This window comes from Amycolatopsis sp. NPDC023774, assembly GCF_040639695.1.
Taxonomy (GTDB): Bacteria; Actinomycetota; Actinomycetes; order Mycobacteriales; family Pseudonocardiaceae; genus Amycolatopsis.
In genome coordinates this window covers 1,141,357-1,158,260 of the sequence record NZ_JBFAAJ010000001.1, presented here as the reverse complement: position 1 = coordinate 1,158,260, position 16,904 = coordinate 1,141,357, and the positions used below count along the sequence as shown (strand labels likewise).

Annotated in this window: 18 protein-coding genes and 1 pseudogene; 11 read left to right on the top strand and 8 right to left on the bottom strand. The window is 71.3% G+C overall.

Features of this window, described 5'->3' with window-relative positions; translation table 11 throughout:
• Nucleotides 1-203 precede the first annotated feature (203 nt).
• Nucleotides 204-1,109, bottom strand: a complete 906-nt coding sequence (locus AB0F91_RS05900) for an LLM class flavin-dependent oxidoreductase (protein ID WP_360595075.1) — start codon at nt 1,107-1,109, stop codon at nt 204-206.
• Between the two features lie 251 nt (nt 1,110-1,360).
• Between AB0F91_RS05900 and AB0F91_RS05895 the strand changes: the two genes are divergently transcribed.
• A complete protein-coding gene (locus tag AB0F91_RS05895) occupies nt 1,361-2,188 on the top strand; it encodes a helix-turn-helix transcriptional regulator (RefSeq protein WP_360595074.1) in 828 nt (275 codons plus the stop codon).
• Nucleotides 2,189-2,192: 4 nt separating this feature from the next.
• On the opposite strand, the gene AB0F91_RS05890 is transcribed toward AB0F91_RS05895, so the two are convergent.
• Nucleotides 2,193-2,645, bottom strand: a complete 453-nt coding sequence (locus AB0F91_RS05890) for an Lrp/AsnC family transcriptional regulator (RefSeq protein ID WP_360595072.1) — start codon at nt 2,643-2,645, stop codon at nt 2,193-2,195.
• A gap of 149 nt (nt 2,646-2,794) precedes the next feature.
• Here AB0F91_RS05890 and pdhA point away from each other — a divergent pair, with 149 nt between their 5' ends.
• Genes pdhA through AB0F91_RS05875 form a run of 3 tightly spaced genes read left to right on the top strand, consistent with a single transcriptional unit; the run spans nt 2,795 to nt 6,182 of the window.
• On the top strand, nt 2,795-3,898 hold the full coding sequence (gene pdhA / locus AB0F91_RS05885) for a pyruvate dehydrogenase (acetyl-transferring) E1 component subunit alpha (protein WP_360595071.1): 1,104 nt from the start codon (nt 2,795-2,797) through the stop codon (nt 3,896-3,898).
• Nucleotides 3,895-4,923 (top strand): alpha-ketoacid dehydrogenase subunit beta, encoded by a 1,029-nt coding sequence (locus AB0F91_RS05880; RefSeq protein ID WP_360595069.1) that lies wholly within the window; start codon nt 3,895-3,897, stop codon nt 4,921-4,923. Before pdhA ends, AB0F91_RS05880 begins: the two co-directional genes overlap by 4 nt.
• Nucleotides 4,923-6,182, top strand: coding sequence for a dihydrolipoamide acetyltransferase family protein (locus tag AB0F91_RS05875; protein WP_360595067.1), 1,260 nt, complete (start codon nt 4,923-4,925; stop codon nt 6,180-6,182). Before AB0F91_RS05880 ends, AB0F91_RS05875 begins: the two co-directional genes overlap by 1 nt.
• A gap of 13 nt (nt 6,183-6,195) precedes the next feature.
• On the opposite strand, the gene AB0F91_RS05870 is transcribed toward AB0F91_RS05875, so the two are convergent.
• The 3 genes and pseudogenes from AB0F91_RS05870 to AB0F91_RS05860 form a co-directional block, all read right to left on the bottom strand.
• Entirely contained in the window at nt 6,196-6,915 is a 720-nt protein-coding gene (locus tag AB0F91_RS05870) for a hypothetical protein (protein WP_360595066.1), read from the bottom strand.
• 753 nt (nt 6,916-7,668) lie between these two features.
• Nucleotides 7,669-8,238, bottom strand: a complete 570-nt coding sequence (locus AB0F91_RS05865) for an amidohydrolase family protein (protein WP_360595064.1) — start codon at nt 8,236-8,238, stop codon at nt 7,669-7,671.
• Nucleotides 8,239-8,434: 196 nt separating this feature from the next.
• Nucleotides 8,435-8,944: pseudogene (locus tag AB0F91_RS05860) on the bottom strand (D-glutamate deacylase); the annotation flags it as partial.
• A 392-nt stretch (nt 8,945-9,336) separates the two neighbouring features.
• Between AB0F91_RS05860 and AB0F91_RS05855 the strand changes: the two are divergent.
• The 4 genes from AB0F91_RS05855 (at nt 9,337) to AB0F91_RS05840 (ending at nt 12,409) form a co-directional block, all read left to right on the top strand.
• Nucleotides 9,337-9,897, top strand: a complete 561-nt coding sequence (locus AB0F91_RS05855; protein WP_360595062.1) for an NAD(P)H-dependent oxidoreductase — start codon at nt 9,337-9,339, stop codon at nt 9,895-9,897.
• A 72-nt stretch (nt 9,898-9,969) separates the two neighbouring features.
• Complete coding sequence (locus tag AB0F91_RS05850; RefSeq protein WP_360595060.1) at nt 9,970-10,146, top strand: CsbD family protein; 177 nt, start codon at nt 9,970-9,972, stop codon at nt 10,144-10,146.
• Between the two features lie 107 nt (nt 10,147-10,253).
• Nucleotides 10,254-10,856, top strand: a complete 603-nt coding sequence (locus AB0F91_RS05845; RefSeq protein ID WP_360595059.1) for a TetR family transcriptional regulator — start codon at nt 10,254-10,256, stop codon at nt 10,854-10,856.
• A gap of 35 nt (nt 10,857-10,891) precedes the next feature.
• Entirely contained in the window at nt 10,892-12,409 is a 1,518-nt protein-coding gene (locus AB0F91_RS05840; protein WP_360595058.1) for an FAD-dependent monooxygenase, read from the top strand.
• On the opposite strand, the gene AB0F91_RS05835 is transcribed toward AB0F91_RS05840, so the two are convergent.
• The 3 genes from AB0F91_RS05835 to AB0F91_RS05825 all read right to left on the bottom strand — a co-directional run bounded on the left by AB0F91_RS05835 (nt 12,393) and on the right by AB0F91_RS05825 (nt 14,576).
• A complete protein-coding gene (locus AB0F91_RS05835) occupies nt 12,393-13,205 on the bottom strand; it encodes a class I SAM-dependent methyltransferase (RefSeq protein ID WP_360595057.1) in 813 nt (270 codons plus the stop codon). The genes AB0F91_RS05840 and AB0F91_RS05835 overlap by 17 nt on opposite strands.
• 87 nt (nt 13,206-13,292) lie before the next feature.
• A complete protein-coding gene (locus AB0F91_RS05830; protein ID WP_360595056.1) occupies nt 13,293-13,445 on the bottom strand; it encodes a hypothetical protein in 153 nt (50 codons plus the stop codon).
• A gap of 309 nt (nt 13,446-13,754) precedes the next feature.
• Nucleotides 13,755-14,576 (bottom strand): class I SAM-dependent methyltransferase, encoded by an 822-nt coding sequence (locus AB0F91_RS05825; RefSeq protein WP_360595055.1) that lies wholly within the window; start codon nt 14,574-14,576, stop codon nt 13,755-13,757.
• Between the two features lie 35 nt (nt 14,577-14,611).
• On the opposite strand from AB0F91_RS05825, the gene AB0F91_RS05820 reads away from it, so the two are divergent.
• From AB0F91_RS05820 to AB0F91_RS05810, 3 genes are read left to right on the top strand one after another with little or no spacing between them, the layout of a single operon-like run.
• On the top strand, nt 14,612-16,039 hold the full coding sequence (locus AB0F91_RS05820; RefSeq protein ID WP_360595053.1) for an FGGY-family carbohydrate kinase: 1,428 nt from the start codon (nt 14,612-14,614) through the stop codon (nt 16,037-16,039).
• The gene (locus tag AB0F91_RS05815) at nt 16,036-16,161 is read left to right on the top strand and encodes a hypothetical protein (protein WP_360595052.1); all 126 of its coding nucleotides are present in this window, start codon (nt 16,036-16,038) and stop codon (nt 16,159-16,161) included. The genes AB0F91_RS05820 and AB0F91_RS05815 overlap by 4 nt, the downstream gene beginning before the upstream one ends.
• The gene (locus AB0F91_RS05810) at nt 16,158-16,838 is read left to right on the top strand and encodes an alpha/beta hydrolase (protein ID WP_360595051.1); all 681 of its coding nucleotides are present in this window, start codon (nt 16,158-16,160) and stop codon (nt 16,836-16,838) included. The genes AB0F91_RS05815 and AB0F91_RS05810 overlap by 4 nt, the downstream gene beginning before the upstream one ends.
• Nucleotides 16,839-16,904 lie beyond the last annotated feature (66 nt).

The window sequence follows — 16,904 nt, the reverse complement described above, 5'->3', positions numbered from 1 at the left end:
TTGTGTGTGGTGCTCCCGCCGGCGGCGCGGGGGGGGGGGGCCTCCGCCCCCGCCCGGTTTCGCCGCGCCGGGTTTCCCGCCCCGCCGCGGGGCCGCGCGAAACCCGCTCAGTCCAGAAGCCGGCGCGATCTCGCGGCTGTGGTAGCCAGCGCGACGCTGTCTGCGGGGGTGGTGGCCAAGCCGCCACCCCCGTCAACGCTTACTCAGCCATCAGGTCGCGCACCATCGGGGCCCGGCGAGCCGACGTGCCAGGCGCCGCGCTCGGAGACCTCGTCGAGGAACTGCTCCCGCGATGGCGGCCGGAACCCCCGTTCGCGCGCGACGCGGGTGAGCACGTCGACGTAGTGCGGGTACAGCTCCTCCATCGCGTCCTCGTCGCTGTCGGCGATGTGGCCGGGCATGTGCAGCCCGATCGCCTTCTGCGGTTTGTCCAGGCGGCGCTGCACGTCGCGGAACAGGTCCGCGAACGGCTTGAACCGCGCGGCCGGGCCACCGATGATCGCCAGCATCAGCGACATGTCGTACTTCGCCGTCCGCAGCACCGATTCGGGGCTGCCACCGACGCCGATCCACGCTGGGATCGGGCCCGTCTCCGTGTGCGGCACCACTTCCTGGCCGTGCAACGAGGGCCGCAGCCGGCCGGACCACGTCACGGCCTTCTCCTCCAGCAGGCGGGAGAACAGGTCCACCTTCTCGTCGAACAGCTCGTCGTAATCGCCCAGGTCGTAGCCGAACAGCGGGAACGACTCGGTGCTGGACCCGCGCCCCAGGATCACCTCCGCGCGTCCGCGCGAGAGCGCGTCGAGCGTCGAGTAGCGCTGGAAGACGCGCACGGGGTCGTCGGAGCTCAGCACCGTGACGGCGGAGCCCAGCCGGATGCGCGACGTGCGCGCCGCGACAGCCGCCAGCACCACGTCGGGCGCCGAGAGCGGCATGTCCACCGTGTGGTGCTCGCCGATGCCGAAGAAGTCGAGGCCCACGTGGTCGGCGAGCACGCCGTGCTCCACCAGGCCGCGGATGGTCTCGGCGTGGCTGACGGGTGGGCCGCCGTCGTCGGAAAGCACGTCCCCGAACGTGTCCAGTCCGAGGGTGACCGAATACTTCGTCATGCCCCGATGTTGTAAGTATCGCGGCAACCGCACCTCGCCACGCGCTGGGTACCCACACGAGGGGACGGCAGCGCGCGGGCCCGCGGAGGAGGATGGACTCGGCTGACGTCGCAGCGAGATCGCGCCGGCTGCTGGACTGAGCGATTTCGCGCGGCCCCTGGGCGGCGCGGAAATCGGGAGGGAAGAAGCCGGCTCAAAGCGATCTCGCGTGCCTCGGCGGAGCCGAGGCCGAAACCACAGAGGATGGGCTGATGAGCGAGCAGCGCAACACCGAACTCGGGGACTTCCTGCGCTCCCGCAGGGCGGCGTTGACGCCCGCGGAGACCGGGGTGCCGACCTACGGCACCCCGCGGCGCGTCCCCGGGCTGCGGCGGGAAGAGGTCGCGCAGCTCGCCGGCGTGAGTGTGAACTACTACACCCGCATCGAGCAGGGCGAGAGCCACCAGATGTCCGACTCGGTGATGGAGGCCATCGCCAGCGCGCTGCGCCTCGACGAGAGCGAGCGGATGCACCTGCTGCGCCTGGCCTGGCCCGCCCAGGTGATGCGGCGGGAGGCAGGCCCGGAACTGGTGCGCGACTCCGTTCTCGCACTGGTCGAGAGCAACATCGACCAGGCGGCGATCATCGTCGGCCGACGGACCGACCTGCTCGGCGGCAACCGGCTCGGCTTCGCGTTGCTCGGCATCGACCGCGACGCGCGGCCCAACCTGACCAAGCACCTGTTCCTCGAACCCGCGATGCGCGACCTCGTGGTCGACTGGGAGCGCCAGGCCCGCAACGCGGCGTCCTACCTTCGGATGGCCACTGGCGAGCTGACCGAAGACCCGAAAATGGCGGAGCTGATCGGTGATCTGAGCATCCACAGCCCCGAGTTCGCGCGGATCTGGGCCTCGCACCCCGTGGCGCAATGCCTCCACTCGGTCCGTGAATACGACCACCCGCTCGTCGGGCGGCTCACCCTCAACGAGGAGAGCCTGCGGTTGCCCGACGACTCGGGTCAGCGCATCATCTTTTCCGGTGCCGAGCCCGGCTCGGCGTCGGCCGAGCGCCTGAAGTTGCTCGACTCGCTGGTGTCTTGAGACCTCACAGCTCGTCGAAGACCAGCACGGTGTGCGTCGAAAGCACGTCCGGCATCGCCTGAAGCCGTTCGAAGACCAGGTCGCGCAGGCTGTCGGCATCGCTCGTGCGCACGAACAGGATGAGGTCGTTGTCCCCCGAGACGAGCCCGCCGTGCTCGATCTCGGGGATGCTCTTGAGCGCGGCGCTCACGGTGCGCCACGAGTTCTGCGTGACCTTGAGGTAGACGTACGCCGCGAGTCCCTGCCCCATCCGGCGCGGATCGGTGACCGCGGCGTACCCGGTGATCACGCCTTCGCGGTGCAGCCGCTCCACCCGGGTGTAACAGCCCGCTCGCGAAATGTGCACGCGCTCGGCCAGCGCGCGCATCGACGCGCGCCCGTCGGCCTTCAGCTCGGCGATGAGTTTCAGGTCGACCTCGTCCAGGGCCGCCGCCATTCGTCCACCCGGCTCGGACATTCCCGCACCTCTCGAAGCCATTCATCCGGCCTGCCTCGGCCAGACGAGCCATTGTTCCACACTTGCCGCTGATACCTGGACCCCTGATCGGTGCAAAGCGAAGATCAGCATTAGACGTCTTCCCTGTTCCCCGTCGATCGGAGCTGCCGGTGACCACCACGGAACGCACCGCCGCGTCGTTCTTCCTCCCGAGCGACGAGCCTCTGGGCCTCATCACCGCCGACGGCGCGCCCGTCGCCGACGCCGCCCTGGAGATGCCGGCCGACGACGTGCTGCTGCGCCTGCACCGCGCGATGGTGTCGGGCCGCCGCTTCGACGCGCAGGCCACCGCGCTCACCAAGCAGGGCCGCCTCGCCGTGTACCCGTCGGCGCGCGGCCAGGAGGCCGGCGAGATCGGCTCGATCCTCGCGCTGCGTCCGCAGGACTGGCTCTTCCCGACCTACCGCGACTCGATGGCCGTGGTCGCGCGCGGCGTCGACCCGGTCGAGGTCCTCACGCTGCTGCGCGGCGACTGGCACTGCGGCTACGACCCGTACCGCACCAATGTCGCACCCCAGTGCACGCCGCTGGCCACGAACACGCTGCACGCCGTCGGGTTCGCCCACGCCGCCAAGACCAAGGGCGAGGACACCGTCGCGCTCGTGCTGCTCGGCGACGGCGCCACCAGCGAAGGCGACACACACGAGGCGCTGAACTTCGCCGCCGTGTGGCAGTCGCCCGTCGTGTTTCTGGTGCAGAACAACGGTTACGCCATCAGCGTGCCGCTCTCGAAGCAGACCGCGGCGCCTTCGCTCGCGCACAAGGGCGTGGGTTACGGCATGCCGTCGGTGCTGGTGGACGGCAACGACGCGGCCGCCGTGCACGCCGTGGTGGAGCAGGCTGTCGCGCGCGCCGCTGCCGGTGGCGGGCCGACGTTGATCGAGGCCCTCACCTACCGCGTCGAGTCGCACACCAACGCCGACGACGCCTCCCGCTACCGCGACCGCGCCGAAGTCGAGGCCTGGCTCACCCGCGACCCGATCGCGCGGCTCGAGCGTTATCTCACCGACCGCGGCCTGCTCGACGACACCGCGCGCGAAGCGATCGCCGCGCGCGCCGAGACCGAAGCCGCGTCGTTGCGCGAGCGCATGAACGTGGACACCGTGCTCGACCCGGCGGACCTGTTCCGCCACGTGTACGCCGAGCCGACGGCCGCGTTGCGCCACCAGGCCGAGGACCTCACCGCCGAACTCTCCTTCGGAGCCGAAGAATGACCGCGACGTGCGAGTCCACTCCGGACACCCTCACCATGGCGGGCGCGCTCAACCGCGCTCTCGCCGACGCTCTGGCCGAGGACGAGCGCGTGCTCGTGTTCGGGGAGGACGTCGGCACGCTCGGCGGCGTCTTCCGCGTCACCGACGGGCTCGCCGCCCGCTTCGGCGAGACGCGAGTGTTCGACACCCCACTCGCCGAGTCGGGCATCGTCGGCACGGCCATCGGCATGGCGATGAACGGCTTGCGGCCCGTGGTGGAGATGCAGTTCGACGCGTTCGCCTACCCGGCGTTCGAGCAGATCACCAGCCACCTGGCGAAGCTGCGCAACCGCACGCGCGGCGCCGTCGAGCTGCCCATTGTCATCCGGATCCCCTACGGCGGCGGCATCGGCGGCGTCGAGCACCACTGTGACTCCTCCGAGGTCTACTACACGCACACGGCCGGCCTGCGGGTCGTCACGCCGGCTTCGCCTGCCGACGCGTACGCGCTGCTGCGCCAGTCGATCGACAGCCCGGATCCGGTGATCTTCCTGGAGCCCAAACGGCGCTACTGGGAGAAGGAGACCCTGCTGCTCGACCACCGATCGTCCACTCTGGACCGTGCGGTGGTGCGGCGTTCAGGCACCGACGTCACGTTGATCTCCTACGGCGGCGCGCTCGGCACCACGCTCGAAGCCGCCGCGGCGGCCGAGGAGGAGGGCTACAGCGCCGAGGTGATCGACCTGCGCAGCCTCGCGCCGTTCGACCTCGACACGGTCGCCGCTTCGGTGCGGCGCACCGGGCGCGCGGTCGTGGTGCACGAGGCGAGCCGGTTCTGCGGTTACGGCGCCGAAGTCGCGGCCCAGCTCTCGGAGACGTGCTTCCACTACCTGGAGGCGCCCGTGCTGCGCGTCGGCGGATTCGACATCCCTTACCCCGCCCCGAACCTGGAGAAGCACCACCTGCCGAACGTCGACCGCGTGCTCGACGCGATCGAGCGGCTGCAGTGGGACGAGGCCGCTCCGCTCACGAACACGGAGGCGTGATGCCCGTCTTCAAGCTGCCCGACCTGGGCGAGGGCCTGACCGACGCCGAGATCGTCGCGTGGCACGTGGCGGTGGGCGACACCGTGACCGTCGACCAGACGGTGGTGGAGGTCGAGACAGCCAAGGCGAGCGTCGAGGTGCCGGTGCCGTTCGCGGGCCGGGTCGCGACGCTGCACGGCGCGGCCGGCGACGTGCTGACGGTCGGCAGTCCGCTGATCACCGTGGAGGAAGCGCCGGCGTTTCTCGAGCCGGGAGTGGTGACGCCTACGCCGTCCGCGTCCTCACCTGAGGGTAGTGGCAACGTCCTGATCGGGTACGGCACCGGCACTGCTCAGGCGCGGCGGACCCGTCGCGCACGGGGCACGCGACGGCCGGCGGCGGCCGCTGTTCCCGCGCCGCGGCCGGTGACCGAGCGCGTGCGCGTGGTGTCGCCACTGGTGCGCCAACTCGCCAAGCAGTCCGGTGTGGACATCCAGGCACTCACCGGTTCGGGTACCGACGGGATCATCAGCCGGGCCGACGTCGAGCGAGCGATCGCCGCGACCGTGGAGCCGGGCGCTCCTGCCGCCGCTGACGAACGCCGCATCCCGTTGCGCGGCGTCCGCAAGACCGTCGCCGACAAGCTCACCCGCTCGCGCCGCGAGATCCCCGAGGCCACGGTGTGGGTCGACGTCGACGCGACGGCCCTGCTCGAGACCCGCGCCGCCCTGAACGCAGACGCCGCCGCCCCGAAGATCAGCCTGCTCGCTTTGCTGGCCAAGTTCGCCGTCGAGGGCCTGCGCCGTTTCCCCGAGCTCAACGCACACCTCGACGGCGACGAGATCGTGATCCCCTCGGTCGTGCACCTCGGGTTCGCCGCGCAGACCGACCGCGGCCTCGTGGTCCCCGTCGTGCCCGGCGCGCACGAGCTGTCCGTGGAACAGCTCTCCGGCGCCCTCGCCGAACGCACCGAGCGCGCCCGCTCCGGCTCGCTCGCCCCCGCCGAGCTCACGGGCGGCACCTTCACCATCAACAACTACGGCGTGTTCGGCGTCGACGGTTCCGCCGCCATCATCAACCACCCCGAGGTCGCGATCCTCGGGATCGGCCGGATCATCGACCGTCCGTGGATCGTCGACGGCCAGGTCGTGCCGCGCAAGGTCACCGAGCTGACGCTGGCGTTCGACCACCGAGTGTGCGACGGCGGCACGGCGGGTGGGTTCCTGCGGTTCATCGCGGACTGCGTCGAGTCACCGCTGCGGCTCCTGCGCGGCTTGTAGCGTCCACCATTCCTCAGGCGAACTTGATCTCACTGAGGTCGATCGACACCAGCAGCGGCTCCGGCACCGGCTTGCCGTCCTCCCCGACGGGGTAGACGCGGCGTTTGGTCGGGACCACGATGCCGTCGACCTCGCGGTGCTCCGACGAGTAGTGCGCCGCGGGGCCGCCGGCGACCACCTCGGCGTCGTAGTCGTGGCGGCGGATGAGGCCGTCGGCGTCGAAGTAGAACGTCTGCACCTTGTTGTGCGTGGCGAGATCGTCCGGGAACTCCACCCGCAGGCGGCGCCACGTCTCTCCGTCCTCCTGCCACGGCGCGAGCTCCTCGGTGCGGAAGCCCGCGCGCGTGAGCGTGAACGGCGTGGTCAGGTAGGTCCACATCGCGTAACCCGCGAAGTACGCCGTCTGCAGCCGGTCCCAGTGCGACTCCAGCGTGTGGCCGGCGAACGAGGCGCGGGTGTTGTCGCGCTCCTCCACGACCTCGCCCGCCTCGTTCTCGATCGCCACGTGCTCGCCGCGGAACGCAGTGCGCAGCCCGGGACCGCCGAACGGCGCGTGACTGGTGAACTGCCGGTGCAGATCGACGCGGACGGTGATCTCGTCGAGCAGCCCGGCCTGGCCCTTCAGCGGGAACACGACCCCGCCGTTGCGCAGGTGCGCGGTCACGGTCCGCAGCTCGTTCCAGCGCTTCAGCCCACCGTGCGCCTCGACAGCGATGTCCAGCAAGTCACTCATTGCCCGCTCACTCCGATCCGGTTCCTGGGCGGCGCGAGGTCCTGCGCCACTCCTTGAATATGACCGGTCGTCTCATCGTTGTCGACCCTGCCCACTGAAGGGGGTCACTCCTTGCTACCCGCGACCGCTCCCCCGGCTCCGTCGCCGCTCCGACCGCCCACCGAACCGGCCTGCGGCACCGCTCACCCCTTGGCCCCGCACTTACACGCCGGGCGCCCCGCCGAGCAGCACTCGCACTCCCCGGTGCTTTCGCCGCCCGCGTGTCGCCGCGCTCTCGCGGCCCCCAACCTGGGCCGCACGCCTTCCACCCCGGACAGGTCCCCGCCCTCCGCCGGCGCGGGTACTACTCGCACTCGAAGGCGCCTACGCCGAGGCCGGCGCCTCGTCCCGCGCGGGGGCCGCCGCCCGGCGCGCGATCGCGGTGCCGGCGGCATTCACCGGTGCCGAACGCGTCGAATACTCCGGCCCCATACCCGAACCGTGGCGGGCCCGCGCTGATCCGGGATCGACGTCTGCCCAGCGCGAGCTGATCATGCGCCGGGCTCCCCGCTCGCCGTGCCGGAAGCTCGGCTTTGACAAGCATTACCGCGAGAAAGGACCACCCGCCAGGTGGGCGCCCTACCGTTGCGCTGTCGATCGGCTACTTCGGGAACCTGACGCTGACCCGGACGGGGCCGCGATCGTGTTCCTCGTGCTCGCGGCGGCCACGATCGCCACCAGGCGGTCTTCCGCCGGCGCGGACCGCCGCGTAGGTCAGGCTCGCACAGGCTTGCCGGGCAACGCGTCGGACACGATCGAGCCGGCGCGGACCACCGGGGTGCCGTTCACGAGCACGTGCTCGATCCCCAGCGAGGGCCGCGTTCCGTCCACATAGGACGCCTGGTCGGCGATCCGCGCGGGGTCGAACACCACCACGTCGGCGTCGCTGCCGGCGCGCAGGCGGCCCTTGCGCCGCAGGGCCGGCACGGCCTCGTCCAGGACCTGCGCGGGCAACAGCGAGCAACGCGCCACCGCTTCGGACAACGTCAGCTTCCCGCTTTCGCGGTGGAGCCGGCGGATGGCGCGCGAGAACGTGCCCGCGCCGCGCGGGTGGCCGAGCGCGCCGGGCGGAAGGGGCCACGTCAGGGCGTCCGGCCGCACACCCGTCCACGTCAGCGGCATGGCATCGCTCGCGATGGCGGTGCCTTCGAAGAGCAAGGCGCGCTCCAGCGCCGGGTCGTCCTCGTCGAGGAAGTGCAGCAGTGCGAGCGCGCCGGGCGCGCTCGCGCGGACCTCGGCGAGGCGCGCGGCGTCCGCGATGCGCTCCCCCGTGCCGACGAGCACGAGCGAGTCGGGCCGGATGCCTTGGCGCCAGGACTTCCGGGGCCAGGAAGGCCGCGCCGATGGCCGTCGAGCCGGCGCCGTAGGGGTACGCCTCGGTGGTCACCTCCGCGCCTTCCATCCGGCAGCGCTCCACGAGCCCGAGCACGCGGTCGACCTGGCGCCCCGACGTGCTGTTCACGTGGCAGTAGTGCAAGTGCACGCCGGTCTGCCCCGCGACGCGCGCGATCTCCTCGGCGCCGTCGACGGGCACCTGCGGGTCGGCTTCGACGAGCGGGCGCGCGTGCGTGAACGCGGGCCGCCCGGCCTCGGCGGCGAGCTCCGCCACGGCGACGAACTCGGCCGGGTCGAGGTGCGGCGCGTAGCCGGCGAGCACACCGATGCCCAGCGCACCGTCGGCCAGGTCCCGCGACAGGTGCTCGAAGATCCGCGCTCGCTCGGCCGCCGACGCCTCGGCGTGCCACGCGGGCACGCCCAGGTGCGTGAGCACCGTGTCCGGCAGGCCATCGAGCGGTGCGCCCGCGAGCACGGCCATGCGCGCCAGCGCCCACGACGTCGAGTAGCCGTAGTTGATCGGCCGGCCTTCCGCCGCGGCCCGCGCGTACGCCGCGCCGACCGGGGTGATGCCGGCCTCCAGCTCCAGCGCGGTGGTGACGCCGTCGAGCGCCTGCAGCCGCTGTTCCGGAATCGCCTGGCCGTGGCTGTGCAGATCGACGAACCCCGGCGCGACGACGAGACCGGTCGCGTCGATCGTCTACTCACCGCGAAGCGGTGTTGCGGAGACCACACCCACCATGCCGCCGATGATCCCGACGTCGGCCACCGAGTCGAAGCCACTCTCCGGGTCGAGCACACGTCCGCCGCTGATCACGAGCGGATAACTGTCCTGTGAAGTGGTCACGATTCGCTCCTGGGAGTGGGCGACGGCACGCACAAATTACTGCTGGTTCACCCGACCGTGGGAATGACCCTCGCCCCAGCTTTGTTGACACGTCCGCAGAGCTGAGATTAAATCGTGGACGCGTCATCAATACCTCTGGATCAAGACCTGACCAGTGCGCCTGAACCGATGACCGCCCCCTCGAACCAGGAAAGTCGGACATGACCAAGATTGCGATCATCCTCGGCAGCACCCGTCCGGGCCGCAACGGCGAAGCCGTGGCGAAGTGGGCCCTCGACATCGCGAAGCAGCGCGGCACCGCCGAGTACGAGCTCCTCGACCTCCTCGACTACGAGCTTCCGCACCTCGACGAGCCGCTGCCGGCGGCCATGGGCCAGTACGCGCAGGCGCACACCAAGCGCTGGGCCGAGAAGATCGCCGAGTTCGACGGCTACGTCTTCGTGACCGCGGAGTACAACCACGCCATCCCGGGCCCGCTCAAGAACGCCATCGACTTCCTGGGCGCCGAGTGGAACAACAAGGCCGCCGGATTCGTGGGCTACGGCTCCGTCGGCGCCGTCCGTGCGGTGGAACAGCTGCGCCTCGTGCTCAGCAACCTGCAGGTCGCCCACGTGACGAGCCAGGTCGCGCTGTCGCTGTTCACCGACTTCGAGAACATGTCGGTGTTCAAGCCGGCCGAGATGCACACCGGTTACCTCAACACGACCCTCGACCAGGTCGAGGCGTGGAGCAAGGCGCTCGCCCCCCTTCGCAACGCCTGAGTCCCCGGTGTTTGGCCTCCCGCCCACGGGGTAGCCAATGGGCACCAGCCAACAGGCAAGGGAGGCGACACCATGACCGACAAGGCCGAGAACAAGGCGGAAGAGCTCAAGGGCCGAGCCAAGGAGGCTGTCGGCGACGCCACCGGCAACGAGCAGTGGCAGGCCGAAGGCAAGACGGAGCAGGGCAAGGGCAACTTGAAGCAGGCCGCCGAAAAGGTCAAGGACGCCGTGAAGGGCGTCAAGGACTGAGTTTCGGGAAAGCCCGGGGTCAGGTGACCCCGGGCTTTCTTGTACCCACTGAACTTGCGCATCACGCAGATTTTGCGTGATGCGCAAGTCTGCGCTAACTTGGGGGCATGACCGAACGGCCGAGCCTGCGTGAACGGCGCCGCCAGGAGACGCGCTCCGCCATCTCCTGGGCCGCGATCCGGCTCGTCGTCGAACGTGGCCTGGCGCACGTGACCATCGAGGACATCGCCACCGAGGCCGGCGTTTCGCCGCGCACCGTGAACAACTACTTCTCCAGCAAGGCCGAGGCCATCGCGGCCCGGCACCACGACCGCGCCCAGGGCATCGCCGACCTGCTGCGCGCGCGACCGGCCGACGAACCGCTCTGGGAAGCCGTCACCGAAGCCGCGCTCGCCCGGTTCGAGGCCGACCGCCCCGAATCCCCTCCGGATCCCCTGTGGACACAGGGCGTGCAGCTGATGATCGCCGAACCCGCTCTGCAGGGCGAGTTCCAGAAAGCCAACGTCGCCGCCGAGATCGCGCTCGCCCAGGCGATCGCGGACCGCACCGGCACCGACGCCACCCGCGACCTCTATCCCGTGCTCGTCGCCACCGCCGCCGGCGGGGCCATCCGCGCGGCCATGGCGCACTGGATGCGCGCCGAACCACCCGTTTCCTTCACCTCGGTGCTGCGCACGGCCTTCGGCGCGGTGACCGTCGAACTTCCCTGATCTGGCGAGCCCTCCCGATCCGCCAAGGAGAAACCATGCCCGCGATCGACGTCGTGATCGCCGGCGGTGGGCCCAACGGGCTCATGCTGGCCTGCGAACTCAGCCTCGCCGGCGTCCGGCCGCTCGTGCTGGAGCGCCTCACCGAACGCAGTGAAGAGCAGCGGGCCAATGGGCTCGTCGGCCAGGTCGTGCGGCTGCTACACCGCCGTGGCATGTACGAGCAGCTGACCGGGGTGGCCGAACCCACGCCCGCGCCGCACTACATGTTCGGCGCGTTCCCGCTCGACCTCGGCCGCTTGCCGGTCAACCCCGTGTACCTCCTGCCGATGCCGCAGCGTGAGCTGGAATGTGCACTCGAGGAGCGGGCGGTCTCGCTGGGCGTGGAAATCCGCCGTGGCCACGAGGTGTCCGGGTTCGAGCAGGACGATTCGGTACGCGTCGCCGTTTCGGGTCCCCGCGGTCGGTACACTGTGGACGCACAGTTCCTGGTGGGTGCGGACGGAGGGCGCAGCACCGTGCGCAAGCTCGCCGGGATCGATTTTCCCGGTGTCACTTGGGAGAACACGGTTTCGTACACCGCGCACGTGAGCGTGCCCGCCTCCGTGCGCGACCCGGCGACGGGCGGGCTGCAGCTCGACGGCGTCGGCGCGGTGCCGCCGTTCCGGCACTTTCGCACGGAGACGGGGCTGTTCGTGTTCGCACCGTTCCCGAACTCCGCACCGCTGGTGGCCTCGTCCGAACGCGGCCGGCCGCAGGTGCCCGACGACGTGCCGGTGACGCTCGACGAGGTTCGCGAAAGCGCGCGGCGGGTGCTGGGCGTCGACCTGCCGCTGGACGCGCCTTCCGGTCCCGGGCCGCACCAGCTGCGCCGCGTGTCCAGCGGGAACACGCGCCTGGCGGAGAAGTTCCGAGTCGGCCGCGTACTGCTCGTCGGCGACGCCGCCCATGTGCACTCGGCGATCGGCGGACCGGGCCTGAACCTGGGGCTGCAGGACGCCGTCAACCTGGCGTGGAAGCTCGCCGCCGAGGTGCGCGGCTGGGCGCCGGCCGACCTGCTCGATACCTACGACGCCGAGCGGCGGCCGGCCAGCCGCCGCGTGGTGATGCACACGCAGGCGCAGGGCGCGCTGACCGCGCCGGGCCCGGAGGTCACGGCGTTGCGCGAGCTGTTCGAGGAGCTCCTCGGCCACCAGGACGTGACGCAGCACCTCGCGGACTTGTTGTCGGGCGCAGACATCCGCTACGGCGACGACCCGCACCCGCTCGTCGGCCGGTGGGCGCCGGACCTGGCTTCGGCAGGCGTCTCGGCGGCTTATCGCGCGGCGCGGCCGGTCCTGGTCGACCTGACCTCGGACGGTTCGGTTTCCTCGGCCGCCGCTGCGTGGGCCGACCGTGTGGACACGGTGACCGCTGCCACGGGCGTCGACGCGACAGTGCTGCTGATCCGCCCCGACGGCTACGTCGCCTGGGCTTCCTCCGACGCCCGGCCGGACGTGAGCGGATTGGAGAAGGCGTTGACGCGCTGGTTCGGCGCCGTCACCGCAGCCGGGTGACGGCGACGTCGACGCACGCGGACGCCGCCAGCCGGCCTTCGGGCGTCACGAGGTTGCGCGTCGCCACGGTGAAGGCAGTGCGCAGGCCCTTCCGGTGCGTGTCGTCGAGGGTGGCCATCTGGTAGTAGCTGTCGTGGCAGGTTTGCCAGACCTCGTCGGGCGTGCCACCGAAGTCGACGACCATCCGGTCCCACGCGACGGGTTCGAAGCCCGCCGGAGTGAGCAGCTGGTCCAGACCCTCGCGCGTGCGGGTCCGGGGATCGCCGGCCGCCGGCACCCGGCGTTCCTCGGGCACCACGGCGAGCAGCGGCCGCGCGACCTTGAGGAAGATCTCCATCGCCTCGCGCCCGCCACCGCCGACGCCGATCGCCAGCGTGCCGCCCGGGCCCAGCACCCGGGCGGCCTCCGCGACGACCTGCTCGACCTCGGTCATGAGCGTCAACGCCATGAACGACACCACGGTGTCGAACTCGCCGTCCTCGAACGGCAGCTCCTGCGCCCGGCCGTGCCGCAGGTCGGCTTCGGCCAGCTCGGGCCGGCGCCCGGCCGACGCCAGCTGCCCGGGCGACAGGTCGACGCCCGCCAGCTTCGGCGCCCCGCGGCGCCCGAGCTCGGCGAGCAGCGCGCCGTCCCCGCAGCCGAGGTCGAGCGCGGCCTTGGCTGTGCTGACGCGGTCGGCGAACACCTCGTACACGGTCCGCCCGTCGCCCGTCACGCGGCCGCGCCCGGCCAGCTCGGACGCGGCGTCCGGGCGGGCGTCGTGGTAGCTGCGCAGGAACTCCTCGGCGGACGTCATGGCGAGACGTTAGCGCGGATCGTCACCCCGCCAGGCGCGTTCGGGCGATGTTGAGCCGCCCGGCCGCGGGCCGGATCCCGCCGGCGGTCAGCAGCCCGCGCGCGTCGCCTCGGTGGACTCGGCGCGCAGTTCGGCGAGCTGGGCGTCGTCCAGCGTCGAGGCGGGGTAGAGCGTCTCGCAACACGTGACCCACACCCGTTCCGGCGGCGCGGCGAGATCGACCGCGATCTGTTCCCCCACAACGGGTTCGCACGCCACCGGCGCGAGGACCTCGTCGAACCCCGCCGCGGTGCGCGTCCACCGGTCTCCGTCGTCGGCGGTTCGCGTTCCGGCGGCACCGCGGCGAACCTCGGCTTGGCGAGGTTCGCCGAACGCCTCCGTGGCCCCGATCGCTGTGCGGCACGACGGCGTCGAACGTTTGTCCGCGAAGGGAAGCTCCTGCGCTCGCCCTTGCTCGAGCTGGCCTCGCTCAGCACCGACTGCGAATCCGGCTTGCGATCGTGGTACTCCCGCAGCCACGGCTCCCCCCGGCGTCGTCATGCCCCGAGGTCAGCTCGGAAGATCTCCTTGCAGCCGCGTCTCGACGATCCGCATGTTCAGCCCTGCGGGCAATCGGCCGTCCTCGGCGAGGCCGCGGGTTTCTTCCAGGAACGCGGATTCGAGCCGCTTCCGCTGCGTGGTGTCGAGGGTGTCGACGGGGTAGAACGTCTCGCAGCAGCGCGCCCAGACCTCGGCCTCGCTCCCGCCGAAGTCGAGGTCGATCAGGTGACAAGAGACGGGCTCGAAACCGGCCGTGCCGAGCAGCTCGTCGAGGCCTTCGCGCCGCCGCACGCGCGGATTGCCGCCGATGTGGACTCGGCGCTCTTCGGGAACCTCGTCGAACAGCGGGATCGCCAGTTCGATGAACACCTTCAGCGCCCCCGTGACGCCACCGCTGATGGCCGCGGCGAACAGCCCGCCGGGCGCCAGAACGCGCGCGGCTTCGGCGATGACCGCGTCGGCGTCGGGGAGAAGCATCAGCACCATGTGCGAAACGACGGCATCGAACGACCCGTCCGCGAACGGCAACTCCTGTACGCGCGCGATCCGCAGGTCGGCCTTCGCGAGCTCGGGCCGGACGCGCGCCGCGTCGAGGTGCGCCGCGGAAAGGTCCACACCCGCCAAGGTCTCGGCGCCCTCGATCGCGGCCAGCAGTGACCCGTCGCCACAGCCCAGGTCGAGGACGCGGCGTGCGCCGGACAACCGCGCGGCGAGGACCTCGTAACTCGTCCGCCCGTCACCGACCACCCGGCACGAATCGATCAGATCGGACATCGCCTGGGGTTTCCGGTCGTGGTAAGCGGCTATGAAGGCTTCGGCGGGTGTCGTCACTCCGTGACCGTAGCGGGATTTGATACATCTCTCCCATGAACGACAACCAGGTGGTGCTGGGCATCGACATCGGCACGACCGCCGTGAAAGTCGCCGCGTTCCGAACGGACGGCCGGGCGCGCGCGGTGCACAGCGTGCCCTACCCGATCACCCGGCCGCGGCCCGGCTGGGCGGAGCAGGACCCCGAGGACTGGTGGCTCGCCACCGTCACCGCGATCGGCACCGTCCTCGCCGAGCTGCCCCACGTCGTCATAAGCGGGGCGGGGATCGTGAGCCAGGTCAACACCCACCTGCTCGTCAAGCAAGACCTGACGCCACTGACACCCGCCGTGATCTGGCAGGACCAGCGGTGTGCCGAGGTCGCGAGGGAGCTGGACGCGCGGTTCACCCCCGAGGACAAGCTGCGGATCTGGGGCGGGCCGGTGGCGCTGGACGCGTCGTTCGTCGGGGCGCGGGCGGCCTGGTTCGCCGAGCATGAACCGGACAAGTGGGCGCGAGCGCGGTGGATCCTGAGCCCCAAGGACTTCATCGGTGCGCGGCTCACCGGGCGCGTGGCCACGGACAAGCTGTCCGGCGTCCGGATCGCGGGCGCCCACGGCTATCTGCCCGAGGCCGTCGCGCTCGTCGACGGGCTGCGTGAGCGGCTGCCAGAGCTCCTGGAGCCCGAAACGCCGCTGGGGCCATCCGAGGAACTCAACGGCGCGCCCGTCGTCGTGGGGACGATGGACGCGTTCGGTGCGGTTTTCGGGACGCGCACGACGGAACCGGGCCGCGGCATGATCTCCTGCGGCACGTCGCTGGTCGTCGCGGGGGCGTCGCGCCTGGGTGCGCCCCAAAAGGGCATCGTGACTTTCCCGCCGCGCGGCGACCTCTATGTCCACGCCGGCCCGACGCAGGCCGCGGGCGAGGCCGTCAGGTGGTGGGCCCAGGCGTCGGGGCAGACCGTGCCCGAGGTGTTCACCTCAGCGGCCGACGGTAAGGCCGGAATCGTGTTCACGCCGTACCTGCAGGGCGAACGCGCACCGCTGTGGGACGCCGACGTGCGGGGCAGCTTCCTCGGACTGAGCTCGTCGGCGACGCGAGCGGACCTTTCGCGCGCGGTGCTGACGGGCGTCGCGTTCTCCGCGCGGCACGTGCTGGAGCACGTGGAACAGGCGTGCGGCTTCCGGCTTGCGTCCCTCACGTTTTCCGGTGGCGGCGCGCGCAGCGACCTGTGGACGCAGCTGCACGCCGACGTTCTCGGCCGTCCCGTCGAACGCCTCCGCGTACCCGACAGCGCCGCGCTCGGGGCCGCGCTGCTGGGGGCCGTCGGCGTGGGACTGCAGCCGGACGTCGAGACGGCGGCCGCCGCGACCGTCGCCGTGGAGCGCGTGTTCGAGCCGCAGACGGACCTGACCCGGCAGTACGAGGCGTACCGCGCTTCGTACGAGGGGCTCGCGAAAGTGCACGAGCTGCTGCGGTGAACCGTCGCCACGCCGGGTCCGTGTTCCCCGGCATGGACGAAGAACAGCCGGCCCCGGACTACGACGTGCTCGCCGCGATCATCGGCTTCCCGCCGCGCGACCCTGATGTAATGGAGGAATGAGGACGATCCGCTACGGCGGCGAACCCAGCCAGTTCGTCGAGCTGCACGGCGACAACCCAGTGCGCGGCACGGCTTTCCTGCTCCACGGCGGCTGGTGGCGCGCCCAGCGCGACCTGCACCTGATGGACCCGCTCGCGGCCGACCTCGGTGCCGCCGGCTGGCTCGTCGCGAACATCGAGTACCGCCGCATCGACGGCGACACCGGCGGCTGGCCCCAGACACTCGACGACGTCCTCGCCGCCGTGGCCGCGGTGCCCGTCGCGGCAGACCTGCCGACGATAGCCGTCGGCCACTCGGCGGGCGGTCACCTGGCGCTCCTCGCCGCCGTGTCGGCGAAACCGTCGGCCGTCATCGGCCTCGCCCCCGTCACTGACGTCCCCCGCAGCGCCGCCGAAGGTCTCGGCGAGGGCGCCGCAAGCCTGTTCCTGCCGTCCCCGGACCCGGCCGCCTCGCCACTCACGCGCCTGCCGCTCGGTGTGCCCCAGCTGATCGTTCACGGCGACGCCGACGTCCGCGTCCCCGTCGACCACAGCCGCGTCTACGTCGAGGCCGCCCGCACCGCCGGCGACGACGTCACCTTCACCGAGCTCCCCGGCGTGGACCACTTCCGCGTGATCGACCCCGCCGACGACCCCTGGCAGCACGCCTGCACCTGGCTCACCACGAGGTTCGGCTAGTGGGCAAAATCGGTGGGCACGACGACGCCCGACCGCTATCGTTCCGGGGACCGTGACTCGACACCG

Coding starts and splice junctions, on each gene's coding strand:
- AB0F91_RS05900 (WP_360595075.1), bottom strand. CDS start 1,109: ATGACGAAGTATTCGGTCACCCTCGGACTGGACACGTTCGGGGACGTG.
- AB0F91_RS05895 (WP_360595074.1), top strand. CDS start 1,361: ATGAGCGAGCAGCGCAACACCGAACTCGGGGACTTCCTGCGCTCCCGC.
- AB0F91_RS05890 (WP_360595072.1), bottom strand. CDS start 2,645: ATGTCCGAGCCGGGTGGACGAATGGCGGCGGCCCTGGACGAGGTCGAC.
- AB0F91_RS05880 (WP_360595069.1), top strand. CDS start 3,895: ATGACCGCGACGTGCGAGTCCACTCCGGACACCCTCACCATGGCGGGC.
- AB0F91_RS05875 (WP_360595067.1), top strand. CDS start 4,923: ATGCCCGTCTTCAAGCTGCCCGACCTGGGCGAGGGCCTGACCGACGCC.
- AB0F91_RS05870 (WP_360595066.1), bottom strand. CDS start 6,915: ATGAGTGACTTGCTGGACATCGCTGTCGAGGCGCACGGTGGGCTGAAG.
- AB0F91_RS05855 (WP_360595062.1), top strand. CDS start 9,337: ATGACCAAGATTGCGATCATCCTCGGCAGCACCCGTCCGGGCCGCAAC.
- AB0F91_RS05850 (WP_360595060.1), top strand. CDS start 9,970: ATGACCGACAAGGCCGAGAACAAGGCGGAAGAGCTCAAGGGCCGAGCC.
- AB0F91_RS05845 (WP_360595059.1), top strand. CDS start 10,254: ATGACCGAACGGCCGAGCCTGCGTGAACGGCGCCGCCAGGAGACGCGC.
- AB0F91_RS05840 (WP_360595058.1), top strand. CDS start 10,892: ATGCCCGCGATCGACGTCGTGATCGCCGGCGGTGGGCCCAACGGGCTC.
- AB0F91_RS05835 (WP_360595057.1), bottom strand. CDS start 13,205: ATGACGTCCGCCGAGGAGTTCCTGCGCAGCTACCACGACGCCCGCCCG.
- AB0F91_RS05820 (WP_360595053.1), top strand. CDS start 14,612: ATGAACGACAACCAGGTGGTGCTGGGCATCGACATCGGCACGACCGCC.
- AB0F91_RS05810 (WP_360595051.1), top strand. CDS start 16,158: ATGAGGACGATCCGCTACGGCGGCGAACCCAGCCAGTTCGTCGAGCTG.